16 protein-coding genes are annotated in these 17,860 nt (G+C 62.1%); 3 read left to right on the top strand and 13 right to left on the bottom strand.

Annotated elements, in window-relative coordinates; genetic code table 11:
* Positions 1–18 precede the first annotated feature (18 nt).
* From ACTG2T_RS21750 to phnR, 4 genes are all read right to left on the bottom strand, one after another.
* The gene (locus ACTG2T_RS21750; protein ID WP_330124391.1) at positions 19–1,755 is read right to left on the bottom strand and encodes a putative 2-aminoethylphosphonate ABC transporter permease subunit; all 1,737 of its coding nucleotides are present in this window, start codon (positions 1,753–1,755) and stop codon (positions 19–21) included.
* A complete protein-coding gene (locus ACTG2T_RS21745; RefSeq protein ID WP_110303836.1) occupies positions 1,752–2,846 on the bottom strand; it encodes a putative 2-aminoethylphosphonate ABC transporter ATP-binding protein in 1,095 nt (364 codons plus the stop codon). The genes ACTG2T_RS21750 and ACTG2T_RS21745 overlap by 4 nt, the downstream gene beginning before the upstream one ends.
* Before the next feature lie 272 nt (positions 2,847–3,118).
* Positions 3,119–4,138, bottom strand: a complete 1,020-nt coding sequence (locus ACTG2T_RS21740; protein ID WP_110303835.1) for a putative 2-aminoethylphosphonate ABC transporter substrate-binding protein — start codon at positions 4,136–4,138, stop codon at positions 3,119–3,121.
* A 120-nt stretch (positions 4,139–4,258) separates the two neighbouring features.
* Positions 4,259–4,966: a phosphonate utilization transcriptional regulator PhnR gene (gene phnR, locus ACTG2T_RS21735; RefSeq protein WP_047438836.1), complete on the bottom strand. Its 708-nt coding sequence runs from the start codon at positions 4,964–4,966 to the stop codon at positions 4,259–4,261.
* A 266-nt stretch (positions 4,967–5,232) separates the two neighbouring features.
* On the opposite strand from phnR, the gene phnW reads away from it, so the two are divergent.
* Genes phnW through phnX form a run of 3 tightly spaced genes read left to right on the top strand, consistent with a single transcriptional unit; the run spans position 5,233 to position 8,643 of the window.
* Positions 5,233–6,375: a 2-aminoethylphosphonate--pyruvate transaminase gene (phnW, locus tag ACTG2T_RS21730; protein WP_201956292.1), complete on the top strand. Its 1,143-nt coding sequence runs from the start codon at positions 5,233–5,235 to the stop codon at positions 6,373–6,375.
* Positions 6,372–7,811: an aspartate aminotransferase family protein gene (locus ACTG2T_RS21725; protein WP_236268192.1), complete on the top strand. Its 1,440-nt coding sequence runs from the start codon at positions 6,372–6,374 to the stop codon at positions 7,809–7,811. Before phnW ends, ACTG2T_RS21725 begins: the two co-directional genes overlap by 4 nt.
* A complete protein-coding gene (phnX, locus tag ACTG2T_RS21720; RefSeq protein ID WP_330124390.1) occupies positions 7,804–8,643 on the top strand; it encodes a phosphonoacetaldehyde hydrolase in 840 nt (279 codons plus the stop codon). The genes ACTG2T_RS21725 and phnX overlap by 8 nt, the downstream gene beginning before the upstream one ends.
* Before the next feature lie 98 nt (positions 8,644–8,741).
* Here phnX and ACTG2T_RS21715 read toward each other — a convergent pair whose 3' ends face one another.
* The 9 genes from ACTG2T_RS21715 to nrfA form a co-directional block, all read right to left on the bottom strand.
* Positions 8,742–9,194, bottom strand: a complete 453-nt coding sequence (locus ACTG2T_RS21715; protein ID WP_330124389.1) for an NUDIX hydrolase — start codon at positions 9,192–9,194, stop codon at positions 8,742–8,744.
* A 54-nt stretch (positions 9,195–9,248) separates the two neighbouring features.
* The gene (locus ACTG2T_RS21710) at positions 9,249–9,878 is read right to left on the bottom strand and encodes a DUF2268 domain-containing putative Zn-dependent protease (RefSeq protein WP_139746700.1); all 630 of its coding nucleotides are present in this window, start codon (positions 9,876–9,878) and stop codon (positions 9,249–9,251) included.
* Positions 9,879–9,969: 91 nt separating this feature from the next.
* The gene (nrfF, locus tag ACTG2T_RS21705) at positions 9,970–11,175 is read right to left on the bottom strand and encodes a heme lyase NrfEFG subunit NrfF (RefSeq protein ID WP_330124388.1); all 1,206 of its coding nucleotides are present in this window, start codon (positions 11,173–11,175) and stop codon (positions 9,970–9,972) included.
* A complete protein-coding gene (locus tag ACTG2T_RS21700; protein ID WP_330124387.1) occupies positions 11,172–11,786 on the bottom strand; it encodes a DsbE family thiol:disulfide interchange protein in 615 nt (204 codons plus the stop codon). The genes nrfF and ACTG2T_RS21700 overlap by 4 nt, the downstream gene beginning before the upstream one ends.
* On the bottom strand, positions 11,783–13,750 hold the full coding sequence (gene nrfE, locus ACTG2T_RS21695; RefSeq protein ID WP_330124386.1) for a heme lyase NrfEFG subunit NrfE: 1,968 nt from the start codon (positions 13,748–13,750) through the stop codon (positions 11,783–11,785). The genes ACTG2T_RS21700 and nrfE overlap by 4 nt, the downstream gene beginning before the upstream one ends.
* 174 nt (positions 13,751–13,924) lie before the next feature.
* Complete coding sequence (nrfD, locus tag ACTG2T_RS21690; protein WP_330124385.1) at positions 13,925–14,881, bottom strand: cytochrome c nitrite reductase subunit NrfD; 957 nt, start codon at positions 14,879–14,881, stop codon at positions 13,925–13,927.
* Positions 14,878–15,558, bottom strand: coding sequence for a cytochrome c nitrite reductase Fe-S protein (gene nrfC / locus ACTG2T_RS21685; RefSeq protein WP_330124384.1), 681 nt, complete (start codon positions 15,556–15,558; stop codon positions 14,878–14,880). The genes nrfD and nrfC overlap by 4 nt, the downstream gene beginning before the upstream one ends.
* On the bottom strand, positions 15,555–16,154 hold the full coding sequence (gene nrfB / locus ACTG2T_RS21680) for a cytochrome c nitrite reductase pentaheme subunit (RefSeq protein WP_330124383.1): 600 nt from the start codon (positions 16,152–16,154) through the stop codon (positions 15,555–15,557). The genes nrfC and nrfB overlap by 4 nt, the downstream gene beginning before the upstream one ends.
* Before the next feature lie 46 nt (positions 16,155–16,200).
* Positions 16,201–17,637, bottom strand: coding sequence for an ammonia-forming nitrite reductase cytochrome c552 subunit (gene nrfA / locus ACTG2T_RS21675; protein WP_330124382.1), 1,437 nt, complete (start codon positions 17,635–17,637; stop codon positions 16,201–16,203).
* Positions 17,638–17,860 lie beyond the last annotated feature (223 nt).

Raw genomic sequence — 17,860 nt, 5'->3', positions numbered from 1 at the left:
GATGACTCCTCGATAAGGTTATTGGTGGCGCCAGCGCTGGGTGCGATCCAGCAGGGCGCGGCTCAAAAAGAGCTGGAGCAGCTTGGCGGTGGCGGCGGCCAGCAGGATCAGGGTGGCCATGGCGGCGGCCGCGGCTGTATCGCCGGAATCCTCCATATTGAGTACGGCGATGGAGGCGAGCACGCTGTCGCTCGAATAGAGGAAGATCACCGCCGAGGTGGTGGTCATGGCGTTGACGAACAGATAGATAAAGATCTCCAAGATCGCTGGCAGGGAGGCGGGCAGGGTGACCCGCCAGAACGCCTTCCAGAGCGGAATGCGCAATGAGATGGCCACCAGCTCCAGCTCCTTGGGCAGTTGCTTGAGGCTGGTCAGCGCCGTCATATGGCCCACCGTGTAGTAGTGGATGACGCAGGAGAGCACCATCAGCGGCAGGGTGCCGTATAGGCCGCCAAAGAGCGGATTGCCGTTGAAAAAGAAGATGTAACCGAGCCCCAGCACCATGCCGGGCACCGCCAGCGACAGCATGGCGAGCAGATGCAGCAATTGGCGCAGCGGCGCGAAGTGGCGCCCCTTCTCCTGCGCCCAGGCCAGCACCATCACCAGCACGGTGCCGATCAGCGCGGTATAGAGGCCCAGTTGCAAGGTGTTGGTAAAGGGCTGCCAGCCATAGACGCTGTTGCTGTCAAAGGCATAGTGATCCAGCGTCAGAGCGAGGTTGTAGGGCCAGAACTGCACCAGGGATCCGTAAACCGCCATCCCCACCAGCGCCAGAAACAGCAGGGCCCAGAGCGTGCACCAACCGAGCGCCAGCAGATCCCGCAGCCGATGGGGTTTGGGCTGATAGGGCACCGCCTTGGTGCTGCTCTGCTCCTGCATCTTGCTGCGCACCCTGTGCTCCAGCGCAAAGCTCAACAGTGCCGGCAGCAGCAGGGTGACGCTGGCAACGGCGCCCAGCGAGAAGTTCTGCATTCCGATCACCTGCCGGTAGATATCGGTAGCGAGCACGCTGTACTGGCCGCCAATCACCTTGGCTACCCCAAAGTCGCAGATGGTAAGGGTGAAGACCGCGATGGCGGCGCTGAGCAGGCCATAACGGGCGGTAGGCAGGGTGACGGTGACAAAGGTGCGCCAGCCGCTGCTGCCCAGCACCCGGGAGGCTTCATAGAGGCGGGCATCGCTCTGGCCGAGCGCCGTGATAAGGATCATCAGGGCGTGGGGGAAGCACCAGAAGCCAAGGCCAATGACGATGCCGATGGGGCCGTAGATGCTCTCGCCGCCGAGCAGCCCCTTGGCGATCCCCTGATTGCCAAACCAGTAGACCAGACTGATGGCGGGCAACAGGGAGGGCATCAGGAGCGGGATCAAACCGATGAGGCGAAACAGGCTCTTGCCCGGCATACAGGTGCGGGTGAGGGCATAGGCGTAGCCAAAGGCGATGGTCACCACCAGCGCGGTGATCAGCACCCCGAGCCAGAGGGTGTTGCCGATGGTGCGCCCCAGATGAGGGGAGTCGAAGTAGGCGCTGAAGTTGGCAAGGCCCACCCAGAGGCCGTTCTCATCCTGCAGACTCTTTTGCAGCATGGTGAGCAGTGGCAGCAACAGACCGCCGGTGAGCAGGGCGATGCCGAGCACCAGCAGGATCAGTTGCAGCAGCTGATCCCGGCTCCAGCCGCGACAGAGCCGCTGCCAGCGAGAGTCTTGCCGGGCTGTCACTGGTGGCAGCAGGGAGGAGGTCGCAAGGGGGGCTGTCATGGGCGCTCTCCTTCAAACAGCTGCATCGCCCCGGCGGGCCAGTGCAGCGAGCAGCGCATGCCGCTGCGCCAGCCACCCTGTTCGTGGCGGGGCAGCTCATGGGTCGGGCGTTCCACCAGAATTTGCTGTGGGCCCAGATAGGTGTCGGCGGTACAGATAAGGCGCTGAGCGGCGCCGAGAAACTCCACCTGATCGATGGTTGCTTCAACGCCATGTTGCCCAAGATACGGCTCGCTCGGCGCACTCAGGGTGATTGCCTCGGGGCGGATCGCCACCTGCAATTTGCTGCCGGCCGCGGCCTGGTTGGCAAGTGTCAGCGGTTGTTCGTTGAGGCGCACCTGATTGGGGCTCAGCACCAGGGTCTCGAGGAAGTTCATGGTACCGACAAAGCTTGCCACGAAACGGCTGGCAGGCTGGTGGTAGATCTCCTGCGGAGTGCCCACCTGTACGATGCGGCCGCCCTCCATCACCACGATGCGATCGGCCATGGTCAGCGCCTCTTCCTGATCGTGGGTCACCATGATGGTGGTGATGCCAAGGCGCTGCTGCAGGGCGCGGATCTCGCTGCGAAGGTGGGTGCGTACCAGCGCATCCAGCGCGCTGAGCGGTTCGTCCAGCAGCAGCAGGCCGGGGGAGAGGGCGAGCGCCCGGGCCAGCGCCACCCGCTGCTGCTGGCCGCCAGAGATCTGGCTCGGGTATTTGTGGGACTGGGCAGTGAGATCCACCAGCCCCAGCCAGTGATCGACTCGCTCCTTGATGAGATCCCGCGCCAGCCCCTGATTCTCAAGGCCGAAGGCGATGTTCTGGGCCACCGTCAGGTTGGGGAAGAGAGCATAGGACTGAAACACGATGCCAAAATCGCGCTCCTGGGGCGGCAGGCGGGAGATATTGCGCCCTCCTTGCCAGATCTCGCCGTTGTCCGCTAGATCCAGCCCGGCGATGGCTCTGAGCAGGGTGGTTTTGCCGCAGCCGGAGGGGCCGAGAAAGCAGATAAACTCCCCCGGCTCAATGGTCAGAGAGATCCCCTTGAGGGCCTGAAAAGCACCGAACTGCTTGTTGAGATGTTGAATGTCCAGATAGGGCTGGGCCATGGTTCGACTCGCTACTGATTTGGTATATACCAGTTTGCATGTGAAGTGTGACGGTCAGGTGATCGGGGGATGACAGCTTGATGACAGTCAAATGAGATCGGGTCACCAGCAAGTGGTTGGGCCCTGTGTGGATGGACTAAGCATCGCTAATTGAAGGCAATACAAACTCGGGAAGTTAAAACCAAAAAGCGAAGGCCAACAGCTGTTGGCCTTCGACTGGCAGTTTATTGGCAGCGGTGTGTCTGGCGTGAACAAACCGCCGCCCTTCACGCTTACTGTTTGGCTTCGGTCTTGCCGTCGAAGCTGGCGCTCCACTGGGCCAGGATGGTGTTGCGCTCGCGGGCAGCCCAGCCAAAGTCGTTGTCGATCATCTGGCCTTTGATATTGGCGGGATAGCCGGCTCTGGGTTTGGCCACATCCGGAATGGCGACCACTGCGAACGACTTGTTGTAGAGGGTATTGGCCTGTTCGGTGGCGGCAAAGTCGAGCAGCTGTTTGGCGGCTTCCAGCTTGGGAGTGCCCTTGATGATGGCGGCGGCTTCCATATCCCAGCCCGACCCCTCTTTCGGGAACACCACCTCGATGGGGGCACCCTTGGCCTTGAGGCTGGTAGCCGGGAAGTCGAAGGAGATACCGATCACCGTTTCACCGCTGGCGGCCAGCTTGCAGGGGGCGGAGCCCGAGTGGGTGTAACGGTCGATGTTCTGGTGCAGGCCGTTCATGAATTGCCAGCCCTGCTGCTCGCCCATGGTCTGCAGCCAGCCAGCAACGCTCAGGTAACCGGTGCCGGAGGAGCTGGGGTTGGGCATGATCACCTTGCCCTTGTAGATGGGCTTGGTGAGGTCGGCCCAGCTGGTGGGGGCCGGGATCCCCTGTTTTTCCGCCTCTACCTTGTTGAAGCAGATAGCGCTGAAGAAGGCGTCCAGACCGATCCAGTGAGGCTCGGCCTTGCTGTCGCGAAAGCGGCTGTCGAGCTTGTCCAGTCCTTTCGGTGCATAGGCATTGAGCATCTGCTGCTGATCGAGCTGCATCAGGCTGGTGGCGGCCAGACCCCATACCACATCCGCTTTGGGCTGGGCTTTTTCTGCCAGCAAGCGGGCGGTGACCACGCCGGTGGAGTCACGCACCCACTTGATGTTGATGTCCGGATGCTGGCGCTCGAACGCGGTTCTCAGCTCGTTGAGCTGCTCCGGTTCGAAGGCGGTGTAGACGGTGAGATCGGTCGCGGCCAGTGCCGGGGCGGTCATGGCAGCCAGCACGGCGGCGGCCAGCAGATGGGTTCCCTGTTTCATCCTCTTCTCCAGTTAAATTGGTTTGGTATAAACCAGATTGGTCGAGAGAGAGGCTAGGGGATCTTTATGACGTGACCGTGACAGCCCCGTGACGTTTTGCCGTTCCTGATTTATCCGTGACTAATCCTGGGTATCCACTTCGATCTCCAGGCTGTCGTGGCGCCAGTACTCCAGATCGAAGTCGAGCACCCGGCCGTGCTGATCGAAGTTGAGCCGCTCGAGGCGCAGGGCGGGCAGGCCGGCGGTGGCTCCCAGCGCCTTGGCCACCTCGTCCGGCAGGGCGGTGGGGAAGAAACGCACCTGCATGCGGGCGTAGTGAAGATCGTAATGGGCCTGATAGATCTCGGTCAGGCTGCCGTTGAGATCCAGCTCCAGCAGGCCCGGGACCCGCTCTGGCAGGCAGTGGTTCTCGCAGTAGCAGATGGCGCGCCCGTTGGCATAGCGCAGTCGCTTGAGCAAAAAGAGGCTGTCGAACGGCTTGAGCTGCAGTTGCGCCATCAACGCGGGCGGCACCGCCTGGCGGCTTTTCTCCAGCAGCTCGGTGTGCGGTTCACCCCCTTGCTCCCGCACTATCTGGTGAAAGTTGGAGGTGCGTCTGGGGTTCAAGCGAAAGCGCGGCGGGGTGACGAACCAGCCGCGGCGATCCTCCCGATAGATAAGGCCGTTCGCCTCCAGCTGCACCAGCGCCTCGCGGATGGTGACCCTTGTGGTGCCATAGAGTTCACCCAGCAGCCGCTCGGAGGGGAGCTTGTCGTTGGGGGCCAGACCCCCCGCCAGGATCTGGTTAGCGAGGGCATCCTTGATCTGCAGATATTGGGGTTTGCTCATGAAAATCCCTGGTTTTGCAATAAGTTGTGCAATGAGTTGGGCAATAGGCTGGGCACAGGGCAGGTCATCTGCTCGGTCGTTACACGGCAACATCAACATGCGTTGGTAGATACCAGAATCGCCCCTGTTGTTCAGGCTTCCTAGATTATCGCGATCCCGGCGCTGAAAATGAATTTTTTGTTGCACGTAGCGCCACCCCTTTGACCTTGGCGGGGCAGTTACCCACAATGCGCTCATTCTGGTATATACCAAAAAGGAGCGAAGTCATGACCCATATTCCTGCGGCCCCTGCCGCCGTCGATTACCTGCTGCTGACCCCGGGCCCCCTCTCGACCACCGCCACTGTGCGTGCCGCCATGCTGCAAGACAGCTGTACCTGGGATGCGGACTATAACCAGGGGGTGGTGGAGCCCATCCGCCGCGAGCTGGTGCGCCTCGCCACTGGCCCGGAATATCAAAGTGACTACAGCGTCGTCTTGCTGCAGGGGAGTGGCAGCTATGTGGTGGAGAGCGTGCTGGGCTCGGCGATAGGCGTCGATGAGTGTCTGCTGATCATCAACAACGGCGCTTACGGTGCCCGCATGGGGGAGATGGCACGCTGCCTTGGCCTGCGCCACCTCGAGTTGGACTGTGGCGAGACCACCCGCCCCGAACCCGCCACCATCGAGGCGATGCTGAGGCGCCACCCCGAGATCACCCACTTGGCCATGGTGCACTGCGAGACCACCACCGGCATGCTCAACCCGCTCGACGAGGTGGCCGAGCTCTGCCAGCGCCGCGGTATTCGCCTGATCGTCGATGCCATGAGCAGCTTTGGCGGTATCCCCATCGATATGGGACGCCTTGGCATCGAGTTTCTTATCAGCTCGGCCAACAAGTGCATTCAGGGGGTGCCGGGTTTTGGCTTTGTCATCGCCCGCCGCGCCGCACTGACGGCCTGCGCCGGTCGTGCTCGCTCGGTCTCCCTCGACCTGCACGCCCAGTGGCAGACCATGGAGTTGCAGGGGGGCAAGTGGCGCTTTACCTCGCCCACCCATACCGTGCTTGCCTTTGCCCAGGCCCTGCGCGAGCTGGAAGAGGAGGGGGGCATTGCCGCCCGCCATCAGCGCTACAGCGAGAATCAGCGCACCTTGGTGGATGGCATGGCTGCCCTCGGCTTTGCGCCGCTGCTGCCCGAGCAGTGGCAGTCTCCCATCATCACCGCCTTCTACTCTCCGACCCACCCTGACTACCGCTTCGCTGACTTCTACCAGCGGCTCAAGGCGCAGGGCTTTGTCATCTACCCGGGCAAGGTCTCCCAAGCCGATTGCTTCCGTATCGGCAATATCGGCGATGTGACCCCAGGGCGGGTACGCGATCTGCTCGCCGCCATGGCCAGCGCCTGCTACTGGCAAGGGGACGCGCGATGACCAGCATGCTGGCTCAGGGTCGTGATCTGCGTGGCCGCGATTTGCATGACCATAAGCTGCACGGTAGCGGCCGCGCCGATAGCGAAGGGGATATCAACCTCGGCGAGGGGCGGGCGCGCTGGTGGGCTGACCAGAGCGAAGATGTACAGGCCGGATTGGCGGAGGATAGCCGCTATTTCCTCCATCAGGCGCTCTCCACCCCCTGTCTGGATCTGCTTGAGTGCGCGCAGGGGAGCTGGTTGACCAGTGTATCGGGCAAGCGTTACCTCGATTTTCACGGCAACAGCGTTCATCAGCTGGGTCACGGTCACCCCAGGGTGGTGGCCGCGGTGCAGCAGCAACTCGCCGATCTGCCGTTCGCGCCCCGCCGCTATACCCATCAGGTTGCCATTGACTGTGCCCGCACCCTGGCTGAACTGGCCCCGGGCGATCTCAACCGAGTGCTGTTTGCCCCCGGCGGCAGCGAGGTGGTGGGGATTGCCCTGAAGCTCGCCCGTTTCATCACCGGCAACAGCAAGGTGGTGTCCCTCTGGGATGCCTTTCATGGCGCCTCCCTCGATGCCATCTCGGTCGGCGGCGAGGCCTGTTTTCGCGCCGGCATGGGCCCCTTGATAGCCGGCGTGGAGCGCATCCCGCCGCCCACCCGATATCGCGGCGTCTGGTATCGCGGGGAGGGGGATGATGTGCACTACGCCGATTATCTGGAGTACGTCATCGAGAAGGAGGGAGGAATAGGCGCCTTTATCGCCGAACCTATCCGCAACACCGATGTGCAGGTGCCCTCGAAGGCCTACTGGCAGCGGGTGCGGGAGATCTGCGATCGCCACAAGGTGTTGTTGATCGTCGACGAGATCCCCAATGCCCTGGGGCGCACCGGCCACTGGTTCAGCTTTGAAGAGTTCGGCATCGAGCCCGACATCATCTGTCTGGGCAAGGGGCTGGGGGGCGGGGTGGTGCCGTTTGCAGCGCTCATCACCCGCGACCGGTTCAATCAGGCCGCAGCTATTTCACTCGGTCACTACACCCACGAGAAGAGCCCTATCGGCTGCGCGGCGGCGCTCGCGACCATCGCGACCATCCGCGAAGAGGGGTTGCTGGCAAAAGCGCAGGAGGATGGCCGTTTTATGGCGGCCGAGCTCGGCAAGTTGGCCGAACGTCACCCGCTGATCGGGCAGGTGCGCGGTATCGGTATGCTTTGGGCGCTCGATCTGGTGGTCGATCATCAGAGTCGCGCCCGCAATAGCCAAGCCGCCGAGCGGCTGCTCTACCGCTGTCTGGAGCTGGGGCTCAGCTTCAAGGTCTCCCAAGGGAACGTTATCCAGCTCTCGCCACCGCTCAATATCACCCGCGCCGATCTGGTGCGCGCCATCACCATTCTCGATCGCGCATTGGGCGAGATCGCACTTTCACCGAAACAGGAACACCACCATGACTGACTTGCAGATTGCCATTCACCCGACCACCGACGTGGAGGCGCTGATCCTCGACTGGGCCGGTACCGTCGTCGATTTCGGCTCCTTCGCCCCCACCTCCATCTTTGTCGAGGCCTTCGCCCGCGCCTATGACTTTGCTGTGACCCTGGACGAAGCACGCCAGCCCATGGGCCTTGGCAAGTGGGATCATATCGCCGCGCTGGGCCGTCTGCCCTCGGTGGATGCGCGCTGGCAGGCTCGCTTTGGCCACCCCATGAGCCACGCCGAGGTGGACCACCTTTATCACACCTTTATGCCGCTGCAGATTGCCGCCGTGACCCGCTTTGCCGCTCCCATCCCCGGCGTGTTGCCGGTGCTGGATGCTCTGCGGGTGCAGGGGATGAAAATCGGCTCCTGCTCCGGTTACCCCCGTCCGGTGATGGAGGCGCTGGTGCCAGCCGCGGCCGATCACGGCTATCGCCCGGATCACTGGGTCGCCACCGATGACCTCAAGGCTGGTGGTCGCCCCGGTCCCTGGATGGCGCTGGCCAACGTAATTGAGCTGGGAGTGAGCGCGGTGCATCGCTGCATCAAGGTGGATGACGCCGTACCGGGTATCAGCGAAGGGCTTAGCGCGGGCATGTGGACGGTGGGATTGTCGGTTTCCGGCAACGAATTTGGTGCCACTTGGGAAGAGTTTGCCGCCATGAGCGAGGCGGAGATCGCCGCCCGGCGCGCACCGGCCGAGGCCAAACTGCGGGCGGCGGGGGCTCACTATGTCATCGACACTCTGGCGGATATAGCCCCGGTTATCGCCGATATCAACCGCCGTCTGGCCGCTGGCGAGCGGCCGTAGGCCATCTGCTTGGGCTAACAAAAGCGCTTGGCTGGCTTTAGATGCAACACGCCCCCATCCGGGGGCGTGTTGCATTTACAGGGGGAAGTTGTGCGCAGTCAGCAGATATCAACCCGCATCAGGGGAGAGGGGGCGTTGTCGACAAAGTGGTGCCAGATATGGTCGTAGAGCGCCTTCTGGCCGGGGAAACTCACCAGCGCCTTGGCCTCGGCCAGGGAACACCAGCGATATTCGGTGTGCTCGTCGTTGAGGGTCACCGCCTGATTGGGCGGGCAATAGACCACAAAGACCGGCACCACCTCCACCGTATTCAAGCTCGCCTCGTAAAACTGCTCCAGATACTGGCCGTTGTAGAGCTCGGTGACCTTGATCCCCGTCTCTTCGCCAAACTCCCGAATAATGGTCTGCCAGCCGGTTTCACCCGCCTCCACCGTGCCCGCCACATGGCACCAGAAGCCTCCCTTGACCCGTTTCATCACCAGCAATCTGGTTTCGCCATCGACAGTGGTAAGGGCAACGCCGGATACGGCCTTGCAGCGAATGGGGATCATGATCTTCTCTCCGGATTTGGGCTCTGTGATAGCCACGAACAGTATGAAGGCGTGTTAATTGAAATACGCTTCGGCGGGTAGACCCATGACCTCTATTTCATTCAGTCCATTTTTGGCCAGATAGTTGGTCACCAGATTGAACCCCACCCAGTAACCGGCATATTTGGGAAATGGCCGGTTATCACGGCAGTAAAAAAAGTCTAAATAGTTGAACTGCTTGCTGGATAGATGGGGCGTCATCTCTGCCAGGAGCGATTGCCAGTCATGGTGATGAGACTCCTTGAACAGCGAGGGGAGGGTGCCACCATTGAACCTCTGCTCAAAGTAGCAGGCCAGTCCTTCAAAAATCAGGTTTTCGGCCAGTGTTTCTGCTTCCACCTTGTTCTTCTTTTGCACGATATGGTGGACTTCGTGGGCCAGCACGGCAGGCAATTCTGTGATGATCACCTCTTTGATATCAGGCCGTTCCAGATCAAGCTGGAGTTCTATTCGATACATGTTGATGGCCCAGCCACCGATACCCGAATCGGGAGCATCCCCCTCGGCAAAAGGGCTGAAGGTGACATCCAGTTGGGAGAGATCGAACAAGGCATTCAATTTGTGCGCCGTCTCGGCAAAAACGTGCCTAATGGTGTCATCGAGCCCATCGAATTTACCCGAGTCGTTTAACAGGGTGAGTTGCATCCAGACATCCTTGTCTATTGAAAGAGAGTGCTGAGCCACTTGCGTGGTCGCGGCGCCATATCACCACGATTACCCTCCTTTAATCAAGGGGTTACCCGCCCATTATGCTTGCCGTCTGGATCGCCTCAATCAGCGCGGCCCGATTGATGCGAGGGCGCTCGCCATCGAGCAGTTGCTGCCACAGGGCAATGGCCTGGCTGTAGCGGCCATGCAGGAAGTGATCGGAGGCGAGCAGCATCAGGGCGCTCACTTCCCCCGCGTCCTGCTTGAGGGCGCTCTCCAGCAGGCGGGTTGCCTCGGGAGTCAGCTGCTGGCCCGCCTGATAGTAGAGCACAGTGGCTTGGGCGGCTTGAGTCGCCGCGCTGGCGCCCCCCTCCAGCAGAGCGAGACGTTGGTAGGCGAGCAGGGCGTTGTCATATTCACCCCGATAGAGATAGAGCTGGCCGAGCGCCGCCCAGCTGTCGAGGTCGGCGGGGCTGCGCTGAAGCTTCTGATGCAGACTCCCCAGCTCCTTGTCCTGCAGAGCCCGCGGGCTCAACCCCGCCAGCGGATCGGGACGGGATGCATAATCCTGCCATGCCTGATAGCGGCCGCTGCTGAAATACACAGCGGCAACGGCCGCGATGGCCAGGAGGCCAAGCAGCAACAAGGCCCGCCCGTGCTGGTTATTGCGGCCGCGATTGTCACGCTGGCTGGCCAGTTGCGCTCGCAGGGCCAGCTCAGCCGCCGGGATGGCGTTGGCCAGGCGGGCGGCGCTCAGCTCCCCGTATAGCGGTTGGTCGGGGGAGAGGCCTGCCTGCTCCCCGTGCATGATCAGCAAATTCAATTCGCTGCGCGGATCGGCGGCGGGCTGAGGGGGGGCCTCAACGATGGCCTTAACGGCAGGGATGGGTTGCACCTTTGTGCGCGTCAGGCGGCGAGACAGGATCAACAGCGCCAGCCCCAACAGCAGCAGGGGACCGCCCCACAGTAGCGCCGTGCTGGCCTTGAAGGGGGGATCGTAGCGGACGAAATCGCCGAAGCGCTCCGTCATGCGGGCGATAACCTGCTCGTCGCTCTGTCCCTCGTCCACCCAGCGGTAGACCTCTAGCCGCAGATCCCGCGCGATGGGGGAGTTGGACTCCACCAGATTCTGGTTCTGGCACTGAGGGCAGCGCAGGGCGCGGGCCACTTCCTGAGCGCGGGTCTGCTGCTCGGGGTGGCGAAACTGATAGGTATCGACCCCGCTGGCAAATGCCGTTGCACTCAGCAGCATGCCGAGGGCCAGCAGGGTGCAGGCAAGAGAACGGCGCATCATGGCTGTGTCTCCAGAGCTGATATTGCAATAGACGGCGCAATAGATGGCGTAATTGCGGGTGCCGTTGTGGCGGCCTTCATTTGCGCGTCAGTTCGCGCCTTGTCGAACAGGGGGGCAAACTGGCGTTGCCAGATCCCTTTGGTAAGCTCGCCGGTATGGCGGGCTAGCAGGGTGCCATCGGCATCAAACAGATAGGTCTCCGGCGTGCCGTAGACGCCGAGCTCAAGGGCCAGTTTGCCGTCAGGGTCGGCCAGCACGGCACGATAGGGGTTGCCCGCCTGGATAAGCCAGGCGCGGGCCGCATCCCCCTTGTCCCTGTAGTTGAGACCATAGAGGGGCACTGTGCCCGCGAGCTCGCTGAGCAACGGATGCTCGGCGCGGCAGTTGACGCACCAGCTGGCCCAGACGTTAAGCACAAAGGGCTCCCCCTTGAGGCTGGCGGTCTGGAGCGGACTCCCGTCCAGCAGATTGTCGCTCTGCCACGCAGGCAGGGTACGTCCGAGCGTCGCGTCATCCTGGCTGTAGGGATTGTTGCCAAGGCCGAGCCAGAGCAGGATGCCGAGGCTCAGGGTCAGCAGCAGTGGAACAAAGAGGCGCAGGCGGGATCTCATAACGCCTCCTGTTCGAGCCGGGGATGGGTGGTGCCAACCGCAACGGAACGGGAGGCTAGCAAAGGGCGACGGGCGAGCAGACGCAGGGCGCCGCCTGCCATCATCAACAGGCCGCCGAGCCAGATCCAGCGCACCAGCGGCTTGTAGTGCAGCCGCATGGCATAGGCATCTGGCCCCATCTTCTCACCCAGCACCACGTAGAGATCGCCGAACATTCCCCACGCGATGCCGGGTTCGTTCATGTTCATGGTGCGCACGCTGTAGTGGCGCCGCTCAGGCGTCAGCCGCGCCACCTCTTTACCGCTCTTGTGCACGCTAAGCGTGATGCGCTCGGCGGTATAGTTGGGGCCGATCACCGGCTCGCTCCCCTCATAGCGAAATTCGAACGCGCCGAGTTGGTAGGGTTGGTTGGCACTTAGCACTGTGCCTCCTTCCTGACTGTGGTGGCTCACCTGATTGATCCCGAGGGCGCACACCGCCACCCCGAGGTGGGCCAGCAAACTGCCGAACCGATTGAGGGTGAACTCGCGCAGCGACGTCGGTTCCAAGAGCGGGAGCAACAGGCTGACCATCAGCCAGAGGCTCACCATATTGGCGAGGATGCCGCTCCAGCTACCGGAAAACGATCCCTGTTCCAGATAGGCAAGGCTAATGAGCCCGCCGCCAAGCAGGCCAAACAGCGGTGGCAACAGAGCGTTGAGTCGGGAATGTGGCGCAAGCTGCTGCCAGCGCAGGCGCGGCAGCTGGGTCATCAGTGCCATCAGGCAGAGGGCCAGCGGCACGAAGATGGTATTGAAATAGGGGGCGCCCACCGACAGCGAGCCCAGATGGAGCGACTGGAACACCATGGGGTAGAAGGTGCCGAGCAGCACGCTGGCGCAGGCCACGCAGAGCAGCAGGATGGCGGCGCCGAGCAGCCCCTCTTTTGACAGCAAGCCAAAGCGGGCATAGGGGGCGCGAATGTCTGCGCGCAGGGCAAACAGGGTGAGGGCGCAGGTCAATAGCAAGCCGAGCAGTAACAAGAGGGTGAGGCCGCGGCTGGGGTCGACTGCAAAGGCGTGCACCGAGGTGAGCACTCCGGAGCGCACCACGAAGGTGCCGAGCAGGCTCAAGGCGAAGGTGAAGATGGAGAGCAACAGCACTGCGTGACCATAGGCACCGCGCTTCTCGCAGACGACAAGAGCGTGCAGCAATGCAGTGCCGAGCAGCCAGGGCAGCAGGGAGGCGTTTTCTACCGGATCCCAGAACCACCAGCCGCCCCAGCCCAGTTCGTAATAGGCCCACCAAGAGCCCAGCACGATACCGGCGGTGAGAAACACCCAAGAGCCGAGCGCCCAGGGGCGGCTCCAGTGGGCAACGGCGCCATCCAGTCTGCCCGAATGGAGCGCCGCCATGGCGAAGGCGAAGTTGACCGCAAAGCCGACGTAACCGAGGTAGAGCAGGGGCGGGTGGATGATGAGGCCGATATCCTGCAGCATGGGGTTGAGATCGCGCCCCTCCAGCGGCCCCGGGAATTGGCGGTCAAACGGGCTTGAGAAGATCAGGGTATAGAGGCCGAACAGCCCGACGATCAGACCCATGATGGCCAATACCCGGGCTGTGATCAGCGGATCGACCCGCTTGGAACAAAGGGCCACCAGGGCGCCCCACAGCCCCAGCGCAAACACGAAGAACAGCATGGAGCCCTCGTGGCCCCCCCACACGGCCGCCAGTTTGAAGCCAAGGGGCAGGGCGCTGTTGGCGTGCTGGGCAACATAGCTGACGGTGAAATCATCTTGGCCAAAGCAGCTGGCGAGCAGCAGCAGGGCGGCCAATAGCAGGACGGCATTGATCAGCGCCAGCGGCGTGGCGCTGCGCAGCAGGGTCGGGGAGGCGAGCCGTAATCCCAGCCAGGGCAGGGTGCCCTGCAGCAAGGAGAGTGCCGCCGCCAGCAACAGTGAGAGATAGCCGAGCTCCGCCAGCACATAACCTCCGGTTCAATCTTTGATGTCATTCATGTCATGACACACACGCCGCGTTGTCTCCCTTTGGCGGGGAACATTGCCAAGCAGCGTGTCTGGCATCACCAGAAATTCATTGGGCCAGCAACAAACCAGCGCCAGTCACCCGAAGGGCGGCTGGTGCTGGTGATCATATCTTTAAACTACCGTCATCTGGCCGGCATAAAGCACGAAGTAGCGCAGCAGCAGGATCCCCACCAGTGTCAGGCTGCAGACCAGCACCAGATGGCCGTTTCGCTCCCGCAGGGGCGCCGGGGTCAGCAGAGCCAGCAGCTGGGGCAGCAGCATGCCGATGCCCACCACCCCGAGCCAGAACACCTGAGCCCAGAAGCCACTGCCGATGGCCGCCCACATCGCCACCTCTTTCTGGCCGCCACCGAAGTAGAGGCCGGTAAAGAAGCAGACCAGCAGCAACACCTCCACCGCCAGCACAGGTCGCTCGAAGCGATGGACAAAGCTCACCCCCTGGCTGTGATGGTTCTCCTTGAAGATCGTCACCGCCAGCAAGATGGTGGAGGCGATACCTGAGCTGATGCCCGAGACCAGAAACAACACCGGCAGCACCGGGTTGTTCAAGAGCGGATAGGTCTTGAGTGCCGAGAGCAGAAAGCCAGTGTAGGCCCCTAGCAGCACGGCAAGCAGCAGCAAGAGCGGCGCCAGCAGCCGCTCGATGCGGGCGAGCCAGCCAATCAGCCCATCCACAAAAGCGAACTTCTCTTGCAGCAACCTGCCGCGCAATGTCTCGATCTCGGCGCGAAACACCACCGCCAGCCAGGCGAACAGTACCGCCATATAGAGCTGAAACAGCATGACCCCCATCGACATCACGGAGTCGAACTGATAGTGGAACATCAGCTTCCAGAAGGTCCAAGGGCGGGCCAGATGGAAGATAAGGATGAGCAGCCCCAATATCACGCTCGCTGGCGCCAGAATGGCGGTTGCCTTGATGATGCCGCTCTCGCTGCCGGCCCCCTTGCTGCGCAGCAGCACCGAGAGGGTGGTGGCCCCGGCGGAGATGCCGAGCAGAAAGAGATAGATAGCGATGGGCCAGTCCCAGACAAGGGAAGGGAAGTGAAATGCGTCTTGTATGGTCATGACGTTATCTCCCCTTTGGGCACGCGGTACATCTTGGGCGAGGTGCCGAGTGCCTGCTTGTAGCGATAGGTGGTCTCTTTCACCAGCCGTTGGGCAATGGGGCTGTCCGGATCATCCAGATTACCGAACACCAGCGCCTTGGTGGGGCAGGATTCCACGCAGGCCGGCTCCTTGCCCGCCGCCAGGTTGGTCTTGCGGCAAAAGTCGCACTTGTCTGCCACTCGGGTCACAGGGTTGATGAAGCGCACCTGATAGGGGCAGGCGGCGAGGCAATACATGCAGCCGACGCAGAGATCCGCGTCGACGTCGACGATGCCATCCTTCTTGCGGATATGGGAGGCGCCGGTGGGGCAGACATGCACGCAGGGGGCGTTGTCGCAGTGCTGGCAGGACTTGCGAAAGAAGCGGTACTCGGCGTCGGGAAATTCACCGACCGGGCCTGATCGGATGATCTCGAGGCGCGAGACCCCTTGTGGCACCTGATTCACCTCCCGGCAGGCATCCATGCAGGCGGTGCAGCCGATGCAGGCCGTCTCATCGTGGATCATGCCATAGCGTATCCCGTCGATGGTCTGGCTGTGGGCAAGGGGGGTAGCAAGGGAGCGAGTCGGCCCCGTCATCATGATAAGGGCCCCCGCGCCCATGCCCGCCATAAAGTCACGGCGAGAGCAGCTCATGATGCCTCCTTGCCGGTAGCCGGTTTGGACTGCTCCTGCCGGGCCTTGCTGGCCTCATGCTGCTTGCTGTGGCAGTCGACGCAGAGCTTGATGCGGGACTTCTCCGGTAGCCCCACCATGGGCTCCTTGGCCGGATGCAACTGGTGGCAGCTGGTGCAGGTGAGCTTGGTGGCGTGCACGTCGTGGGCCCAGAGCGCCTCGCGCAGTGGTTTGGGCTCGTGGCAGCTCATGCAGACTCCATTCTGCTCGCTGATGGGATAAAGCTTGATGCTCTCTTTATCCTTCAGGCTGTGGCTGAAGCGCATCACATCCTTGACCCCTTCCCGGTGCTGGGGGGAGGGCTGGCCGTGGCAGTTGGTGCAGGTCACCGGCTTGAGGTTGTTGGGATTGGTCGCCTGACCATGCTTGCCGTGCATTCCCTCGCTCTGCTCCTTGTGACAGTCGGTGCAGGCCTTGTCGGGATTGCGTAAAAATTCCACCTCATGTGTAGCTGGTACAGGGGCTGCTGCCGGCTCGGCCGCCTGACCCTGCAGGCTGGTGAGCAGCATGGCTGCCATCAGCATCAGTCGTAAGAAATCCATTGTTAAATCACCCATAGGAAGCCTCCATCCGTGGCGGGCACCGCAGTGCCCGCCCGCTCCATTACTGCGCCAGTCGTCCGGCCGCTTTGGCCTCGGCTTCCCAGGCGGGCACTGTGGTCTTGAGGAACTGGGCCTTGTCCGCGTTCATCTGCTTCATGTCCATGCCAAGAGCGGCCTGGGCCTTCTCCTTGCTGGAGATGTCAGGAATGGCGATCTCGTGGCTGATCCCCTTGGCGGCCAGCAGGCGTGCCAGCTTGGTGCGGGCGTCGGCGGCTTTGTCCAGGGCGGTTCCCAGCATGCGCAGCGCCACTTCCGGGGCGTGCATCTGCACCCCGTGGGAGGCGATGGAGAAGTCCCAGCGCCATTGGGCGTGACGGATGTCCTGCAGAATGTCCTTCATCTCGGCCTCGGTGGCGCCGGCATCCCAGGCGGCCTTGGCTTCAAAGTGGGCGTGCACCAGCTGCTTCTCGACTTTGAGCTTGATCTCGGTGACGGCGTCCTTGCGCTGCTTGACCACCCCTTGCAGCATCTCCTTGCTCTGGGTGTGGCAGTTGCGGCAGGTCTGGTCGAAGCGATCGAAGGGGTTGCCTACCTTGTGGTCGGTGTAGACCTTGCCTTGCTCGTTCTGCACCTTGGGCATGTGGCAGTCGACGCAGGCGACGTTGTTCTGGCCGTGAATGCCGGCGCGCCAGGTCTCGTACTCGGGGTGCTGGGCTTTGAGCATGGGGGTCTTGGAGAGGGCATGGGTCCAGTCGGCAAAGCCTATTTCATCGTAATACTGCTCCATCTGCTCCACTGTGGTGCCCTTGTCCCAGGGGAATTTCACCGCCTTGGTGGGGCCGCTGAAGTAGTACTCCACGTGGCACTGGCCGCACACCTGAGACTGCTGATCGAAGCGCCCCTGCTCCTTGAATGGCTTGCCGATGGCGGTCATGGCCCGGTCGGCATAGGGACGGGAGAGGTGCAGGGCGGGTTTCCCCTCCTTGAACTCTTTCGAGGCGGTGTCGTGGCAGTCGGCGCAGCCGATGGTGTTGACGATTTCCGGTCCGCCTTTTGCCCACATCCCCTTGAAGTAGCCATCCTCACCCTTCTCGTCGATGACGCGGGCCACGTCCGGGCCTTTGCAGCTCCAGCAGGCCATGGGCAGCGGACCGTCTTCGGCAGTCTTGGGGGCGCCGGTGCGCAGGGTTTCCCGCACGTCGGTCAGCGCATAGAAGTGGCCGCGCGGCTTGTTGTAATCCTTGGAGAAGGGGTAGCCGGCCCAGAGCACCACCATCTGGGGATCTTCCGCCAAGGCGTCGGTGCGCTCGCGGCTCTCGCTGGTACCTTTCCAGCTGGTGAACTGATCGGCGTGATCCTTGGCGAACAGCTCGCTGCGCGCCTCTATCTTGCCCTTGGTGGTTGCGTCATCAGCCTGTGCCCAGCCGCTGGCGCCAAGCCAGCTGGTCAGCAGCAGGGCGGCGAGGCCCAGATTGATATGCCTGTGTTGTGAACCCACGTTTATCACTCCCAGATAAATGTTTTGGTCTCGTCTGACCCGTTCCATCTTGGTGTGGATCTTCTCCCCGTCGGGCGGGGTGGGCAGACATTCGCTTGCGGGTGAATAAAACCGCGCAATATATGATTGCTCGAGGGTTACCCTAACAAATAGGTAAATTTAATGATGATTTATCGGAGGGAGAGTTGTGCCAGATCAATTGGTGCACAGGATTGATCGCTGA

Origin of the sequence: Aeromonas sp. 75A, from assembly GCF_051919425.1 — a bacterium.
Taxonomy (GTDB): Bacteria; Pseudomonadota; Gammaproteobacteria; order Enterobacterales; family Aeromonadaceae; genus Aeromonas; species Aeromonas veronii.
Note: the sequence above shows the minus strand (reverse complement) of the source record. Positions and strands in the feature narration are given on the sequence as shown.